At 56.9% G+C, this 6,613-nt stretch carries 7 protein-coding genes and 1 pseudogene; 1 reads left to right on the plus strand and 7 read right to left on the minus strand.

Going from position 1 to position 6,613, the window contains the following annotated elements:
* A partial coding sequence (locus V7080_RS22350) for a hypothetical protein (protein WP_334190591.1) occupies window positions 1-278 on the plus strand: 278 nt, incomplete at its 5' end.
* A gap of 683 nt (window positions 279-961) precedes the next feature.
* Here the strand turns inward: V7080_RS22350 and V7080_RS22355 are convergent.
* The 7 genes and pseudogenes from V7080_RS22355 to V7080_RS22385 form a co-directional block, all read right to left on the minus strand.
* Window positions 962-1,411: a cytochrome b gene (locus V7080_RS22355; RefSeq protein ID WP_334190592.1), complete on the minus strand. Its 450-nt coding sequence runs from the start codon at window positions 1,409-1,411 to the stop codon at window positions 962-964.
* A gap of 116 nt (window positions 1,412-1,527) precedes the next feature.
* A complete protein-coding gene (locus V7080_RS22360) occupies window positions 1,528-2,232 on the minus strand; it encodes a copper resistance protein B (protein ID WP_055398267.1) in 705 nt (234 codons plus the stop codon).
* A gap of 8 nt (window positions 2,233-2,240) precedes the next feature.
* Entirely contained in the window at window positions 2,241-4,100 is a 1,860-nt protein-coding gene (locus V7080_RS22365) for a copper resistance system multicopper oxidase (protein ID WP_055398266.1), read from the minus strand.
* Window positions 4,101-4,172: 72 nt separating this feature from the next.
* On the minus strand, window positions 4,173-4,499 hold the full coding sequence (locus tag V7080_RS22370; protein ID WP_202907174.1) for a copper-binding protein: 327 nt from the start codon (window positions 4,497-4,499) through the stop codon (window positions 4,173-4,175).
* Window positions 4,500-4,704: 205 nt separating this feature from the next.
* Window positions 4,705-5,235 (minus strand): cupredoxin domain-containing protein, encoded by a 531-nt coding sequence (locus V7080_RS22375; RefSeq protein ID WP_055398265.1) that lies wholly within the window; start codon window positions 5,233-5,235, stop codon window positions 4,705-4,707.
* 362 nt (window positions 5,236-5,597) lie between these two features.
* Window positions 5,598-5,927 carry a helix-turn-helix domain-containing protein gene (locus V7080_RS22380; RefSeq protein WP_055398264.1) on the minus strand — a complete coding sequence of 110 codons (330 nt, stop codon included), beginning with the start codon at window positions 5,925-5,927 and terminating at the stop codon, window positions 5,598-5,600.
* Window positions 5,924-6,300 (minus strand): annotated as a pseudogene (locus tag V7080_RS22385) (type II toxin-antitoxin system RelE/ParE family toxin). The gene V7080_RS22380 and the pseudogene V7080_RS22385 overlap by 4 nt, the downstream one beginning before the upstream one ends.
* Window positions 6,301-6,613 lie beyond the last annotated feature (313 nt).

Below are 6,613 nucleotides of genomic sequence, written 5' to 3' on the forward strand. Positions count from 1 at the left end.
GTTCAGGGCTGTACGAACGCCTCTTGGACGTTGGGGCAATCGCCTCGCGCGCCTTGGTTTGCGTGATCTTCATCGTGCACACGATGCACGACTCTCGGTACTATCTCAAGATGGGTTCGCCGTGCGCTTACGGCTGTCAAGCCGAGCGACACATGCAAGGCGAGGTAAGCAGCGCTGCCCCGTGTGCCTTCAATGGACAGCATGTACCAGCCAAGGCCGATCTGAACGGGAATCAGCGCGGAAAGTGCCCAATGAAAAAAAGTGCGGGTCGGCTGTAGCGACCAGATGATCGCAAGACTGAGAGTTTTTTCATGGCCGATTCCTTTATGGCAGCCAACTACTTTGGTCTACCTACTCGCCTTCTTGACTCGACGCTCTAAGGCCTCCTCGACGCTCTCGGCTATCAATGCCACGGAAAGACTTGACAGAGGATATAGAAGGAATACGAGTATTGGGTGAGTAATTTTCAACCAGTAGCCTGCAAAAATAACGAACGTGAGGGATGCATGCGCGAGACTATGTGCTACCAGTCGAGATGCGCGATTGAACCGAGGATAGTTGAGCGAGAACCATAGTTTGAAGCCCAGTCCGAGTACGCCGTACTGCGCGATGGTCAGCACGGCGTAGTGCACAGGGCTGTCTGCTTCAGACCGCAGGGCTCCTACGTGGAACCAGGCCATGGATGCGGTAGTCAGGCCTATAGTCAAGCCAAGCAGATGACTGAACTGCCGAGCAGACAGGTAGTAGCTACCTGTCAAAATGAACGCCCCCAATGCAATGAATCCGGCGAGGTATATAAAGTCGTGAGACATCGAAAATCAGGTTTTTTAAGTTATTTTTGCGACCGAAGTTCGGAACAGCCGCCCGGCGTATAGCCGTGCCCCTGGGTCGGTACGAATGCATTACTTCATGTACGGTGGCCTGCGAGCCTGGTAACTTCAAGGTCGAAGAATCCCAGAACTCAGCGCAGCCACATCCTGTGTAAGGTGGCGTCGCGGTCAATCATGTGGTGCTTGAAGGCGGCCAGAATATGCAGTGTTGTAATTCCGATGAGACTGTAATTTATCCATTTATGAACCGATTCCATGAGTGCCATCTGTGCCTGGTCAGCCACCAACAGAGGAGGAAGGTTGATTGAGCCAAACAACACGATGGCCTCGCCCATCCGGTTGCTCAAAAGATACCCCGTCAGGGGGGCGGCAACCATCAATACATAAAGACTTCCGTGTGTAAAGTGCGCAACCCATTGCTGAAAAGACGAAATAGAAGCGAGAGGTGGCGGAGCCCGGTTAAAGGCCCGGACGACGATTCGCACGAGGACCAAAGCAAATACCGTTACGCCCACCCAGCGATGCCAGTCAAATAAATCTTTGCGGTTAGATGCCTCTTCGGGCGTGTTGCCGAGCGTCAAGCCTAATACGACGGCGTCAGAGCCACCACCCAGTGCAGTGCGACGGTCGGACGTCCATAACGCCCAATCCCATTGGCATCCTGATCAGACACAAAATCCACCCGTCAATCTTGTTGCTAGAAAATCAAGCGCAAGCCGGCGCGAACCGTGGTGGCTGGTCTCTGCCCGCCCGATTGCGCGCGCGGATAGAAGGTTCGTGAAACATCGACATATGGCGCGAACTGGCGGTTGAACTCGTATCGCGCCTGAAGGCCGACATCGGTCTGGTAGGGTCCCCTGCGCACGGTTGCATCAAGGTTCGAGGCCGACCACTCCACATTGATGTACGGACGCGCGATGAAACGATTCGTCAGCAAAAAGTCGTTCTCGAACCGGGTGCGCGCAGACACCTTGCCATCGTCGCGAACAAACAGTTTCAGGTCCACGTCAAAGGCATAGGGCGCGAGGCCGCGCACGCCAACGGCGAGGTAAGTGCGCTGACCGGGCCGCTCGTCACGACGCAGGCCCACCTGCGCGTCCCAAAACGGGGCGATGTAGCGGCCGTAGAGCAGTTGCAGTTCCGCAGCTTCGGTTCGACCCCCCGCGCGTTCTCCGTCAAACTGATACCACAGGCGGTTGAAGTCGCCACCGATCCAGCCGTCCACATTGAATGACTGGCTTGAGCCCGCCTGGCCGCGTATCTTACCGGTTCCGGCTTCGACCCTGGTGTAGGAGTAAATCGACTCGTCTTCCATGGCCTGAGCAGACAGGGCGGACAAGCCGAGGGCCGCAGCGACGAGCCAGCGCAGCGATGCTATTTGTTGGGGATAGTTGTTGGTCATGGCAAGGTTCAGGCTACTTCGACGAGACGCATCATGCCGGTCGCTGCGTGGTAAAAAAGATGACAGTGGAAGGCCCAGGTACCTTCATCTTCGTAGGTGACATCAAGCTCCACCGTTTGCGCCGGTGGCACGATGATGGTGTGCTTGCGCGGACCGAAGGCGCCATTGCCATTGACCAGTTCCATAAATACACCATGCAGGTGCATGGGGTGCTCCATCATGGTTTCGTTGACCATCTTGATGCGTACACGCTCCCCAAGGCCTATCTTGAAGGGCTTGGCGTTGGAAAGTTTTTTGTCGTTCATCGACCAGAAATAACGCGTCATGTCGCCGGTCAACCGTACCAAAAGTTCTCTTTCTGGTGCACGGTTGTCGGCGTTGCGGGTGGCAGCGCGCAGCAGCGCGTATTTCAGGCGGCGCAGTCCGTCCTCATCCATCGGGGCAGTGATCGGGGCGGCGGCCGTCTGGTCCGACATGCCGGGCATGCCTGCCATCGAATCCGCCGGCTTCGCTGCTGGCGCCGGCTTGCCCGACGCTGACATGCCAGGCATGTCGGCCATGGCCTTGTCGGCAGGCTTCGACGGCATGGCCATAGACGCGCCTGGCGTATTGGCGGCTGGTTTGCCCATATCCATACCCGCCATGCCCGCCATGGCAGCATTTGCAGCGGGTTTGGTATCCATGCCGGGCATTCCGGCCATGCCTGAAGCATCTGCCGCACCCGAGGTACTGGCTGAGCCGCTCATGTCCATGCCCGCCATACCCATGTCGGCCATCGTACGTACCGGCTTCGGGCCCATTGCGGGTACTGGGGCGCTCATGCCCAACTCTGGGGCCAATGTTCCCAGTGCGTAGCCAATGCGTGCGATGGTAGGCACAAAAATGCTGTAAGCCTTGGCTTCCTTCGGTTGCACGATCACATCGTAGGTTTCACCATTGCCGATGCGGAACTCATCGACTTCGACCGGGCTCACGTTCTGACCGTCGGCCTGCACCACAGTCATGGGCAGGCCCGGAATCCGGACATCGAACATATTCATCGGCGAGGCGTTGATGAAGCGCAGTCGCACACGTTCGCCGGGCTTGAAAAGCGCGGTCCAGTTTTCGGCAGGCTTTTTGCCCGCCATCAGGAAAGTCCACTCGTCGCCGCCATCGCTGAAGTCGGTCGGGTCCATGCGCATCTTGGCCCATTCCATGCGATCATTCCAGATGGCTTCACGCGCCTTCTTGTCGGGTGCGTTGCGCAACTGGGCAAGGAATTGCGGCGTCGTGATTCGCCGGTAGTTGTAGAAACCATCAACCTTCTTCAGGTTCGCCAGCACCTGCTGCGGTGGCGTGTCGTTCCAGTCCGAAAGCATCACAATGTATTCACGGTCGTACTTGAACGGGTCGGGCGTGATCGGGTCGATGACGATGGGGGCGAAATACCCGGCCGCCTCTTGCAGCGCCGCATGGCTGTGGTACCAGTACGTCCCCGACTGGCGCAGCTTGAAGCGGTAGGTAAAGGTTTCTCCCGGCTGAATGCCCGGAAAGGTAACGCCGGGCACGCCGTCCTCGCTGTTGGGCACCAGTAAGCCATGCCAGTGAACGCCGGTGATTTCGCGAAGTTGATTGGTCACGCGAATAACGACTTCGTCGCCCTCGCGGAAACGCAACACAGGCCCCGGCATGGTGCCGTTGATGGTGATGCCCATGGCCGGCTTGCCAGTGATATTGAGCGCCGTTTCGGCAATCGTCAGGTCGTAGGTGCGATCAACGGGTACCGCGCCAATCTCAACAGCGCGCAGCTGTGCCCATGCGGGTGGAAGCGCCCCCAGGGCGCCCAAGCTAAGCAGCGACTGCAGCGATCTGCGTTTCAGTTCATCCATGGTGATCTTTTTTTGAATAAGTGACGGGATAGAAGTTGCGCCGACCGCGTCGGCGTTCCTTCTGTCCTCTGCTTACTGAGCAACTTCCATGCTGGTCACGACTATCGCGCCGTCCGATTTTTCAGCCTTGAATTTGACTTTGCTACCCACCTGGACCTTGTCCAGCAAGGCCGCGTCTTTGACCTTGAAAACCATGGTCATGCCGGGCATATCGAGGTTTTTGATATCGCCGTGCTTCAAGGTAATTTTCTGGTTTTCCTTGTCGATCTTGCGAACCTCACCTTCTGTCGCGGTAGCTGTTGCCGACGTGCCCATGGCCATGCCCGGCATGTTCATGCCCGCCATGCCGCCCTTGTCTGTGGGCGCCATCTTCATGCCCGACATGTCCATGCCCGGCATGCTGTCCTTGTTCATCGTGGTTTGGGCATAAACATTGGTTGCGAAAGCCGCTGCCAGTGCGAGGCTGCCAAGAACAGCGAAAGAATTAGAGATTTTCATAATGTGCTCGATTTCAATAAAGTTGAGAGATGATAGATTTACATCGAAAATGGGGTCAATCGGGGTGCAAAAACCCCGCAAAACGCTGTAGGTTTATGTGCTGTCATTAATGCTTGTGGCCTGCGGCCGCACCGGCTTTGGGCGCGGCTCCAGTGGCGCCAGCAGTTTCGGCGACGGTCACCAGGCCCTTCATGCCGGCGTCGTAGTGGCCAGGCTGCAGGCAGGCGAAGTCAACTTTGCCCGCCTTGGTGAATTGCCAGACGACTTCACCGGTTTTGCCCGGAGCGACCGTGACCATATTCGCATCGGCATGCTCCATTTCGGGCATTTTCATCATCATGGCGTAGTGTTCCTTGAGTTCTTTTGGTGTACCCAGCACCATTTCATGCTTGATTTTGCCGGAGTTTTTGACCACGAACCTTATCGTCTCCCCCTGTTTGACGGCAATGTCCGCCGAAGAAAATCGCATGTTGTCGGTCATGTCGATGTTGATAGTTCGGCTGACGTTGGCCGTCTTTCCAGGCTGACCGATGGCGACCTCGTCGTGACCGCCCCCGTGTGAACCAGCGGCAAAGGTTAGCGCTGATACAGCGGAAAGGGCAAAGGCAAGCGTGGCGGTACGAAGATGGTTTGTCATGAAAAGTCCTAAATGATGTGAATGAAAACTGTAAATATATGCCATATGGCGATCACCCGACCCGTGTGGCTACGCCACTCAATTGGCGTATTCCTTGCGAAAAGCGTGACGCTCCTCATGGGACAGGGCAAATTCGGTTTGAGGAAACAGCATGATGAAACTCCTTGACTGTCGATTGCAGGACGTGGCCTCAACACTTGGGACCACCGTGATACAGGCGCTGCATCACGGTTCCCACTGTAGAAAGCCGGGGCCAACGCAACGCTGGCTCCCAAATTACAATCCCGTTATCTTAGAGAAATAGCTGCTTAAAAAACTTGCGCTGGAGCCGAACCCGGAGGCGCCCAGTGCCTAAGCATTATTTAGGCAAACTGCAGTTCTATCTTACCGGCGCGTCGCCGCGCTGGGCTGACCACAATCTTCACGTCGTGGCCCAGCCGGGCCACCAGTTCGAGCAGCTTGGCCTCGCTGACGCCTCGGAACTGGCCGCATGTAATGCGTGACACCTTGGACTGGTCGATCCCCAGCAGGGTGGCCGCGTCTTCCTGCGTCAGGCGGCGTGCCTTAATCGCACGGGCAATCTCGCCGGCCAGCTGGGACTTGCGCTGCATCTCGCCCGCGTCGGTGTATCCCAGATCAGCATAGACGTTGGTGCTGCCTTCTTCGATGGTGATGTTCGCGTGGACATTCATTTCTTTGCTCCTTGCTGTGCCTGCCAAACTTCGAAATCCTGCTTCGCGGCCTTCCGGCGGGTGTTGATCAAATCTATTTCCGGTTTCGGCGTCGCGATGCCGCTTTTGGACTTCTTCTGAAAGCAATGCAGGACATAGACCCACGGCGAACTTGACGGTGTAGACCGGAAAGTGTCGCCCTGGTGGTCCTCGACCACTCCAGCACGCCGGCCGAACCGAAACCCGTCATCACCTTGGCATCCTGGTGTTTGCCACCGGCCTGGGCCAGGTCAATGGCATGGCCAAAAACGTCTTTGACATCCTGCGGCATCGCATCAAGGTCGCGCTTGGCGGAACTGACCCATTTGATGGGTTTTCGGGCTTGCTTCGACATCGTTTTAATTATGCCTGTTTGGGCATAATTTCGTCAACTTGCTGAGGCCAGGCTTTTGGGGCGGGTGATTTTTCCGCGTGGGCACATAAGCGGGCTTATTGCGCCAAATCGATATTAGCAGGCTGCTGAAATACTCCCCACCGTCACTCCTCGGTTGACGCCTTGCCAGGACAATCAAGGCACCCTACCGACCAGACAGACGAGCCATCCATGCGCGGAGCCGACACCTTCACCGAGAGCCTGTTCACGATGCGCCATCTCGATGACTTCGTGCCCGCCGATCACCCCTTGCGCGTGATCCGTGTGATGGTCA

This window comes from Noviherbaspirillum sp., from assembly GCF_036846085.1.
GTDB lineage: Bacteria > Pseudomonadota > Gammaproteobacteria > Burkholderiales > Burkholderiaceae_D > Noviherbaspirillum.

Excerpts from the sequence above, each read along its gene's own strand:
- V7080_RS22365 (WP_055398266.1), bottom strand. The coding sequence starts at position 4,100 with ATGGATGAACTGAAACGCAGATCGCTGCAGTCGCTGCTTAGCTTGGGC.
- V7080_RS22375 (WP_055398265.1), bottom strand. The coding sequence starts at position 5,235 with ATGACAAACCATCTTCGTACCGCCACGCTTGCCTTTGCCCTTTCCGCT.
- V7080_RS22360 (WP_055398267.1), bottom strand. The coding sequence starts at position 2,232 with ATGACCAACAACTATCCCCAACAAATAGCATCGCTGCGCTGGCTCGTC.
- V7080_RS22370 (WP_202907174.1), bottom strand. The coding sequence starts at position 4,499 with ATGCCGGGCATGGACATGTCGGGCATGAAGATGGCGCCCACAGACAAG.
- V7080_RS22380 (WP_055398264.1), bottom strand. The coding sequence starts at position 5,927 with ATGAATGTCCACGCGAACATCACCATCGAAGAAGGCAGCACCAACGTC.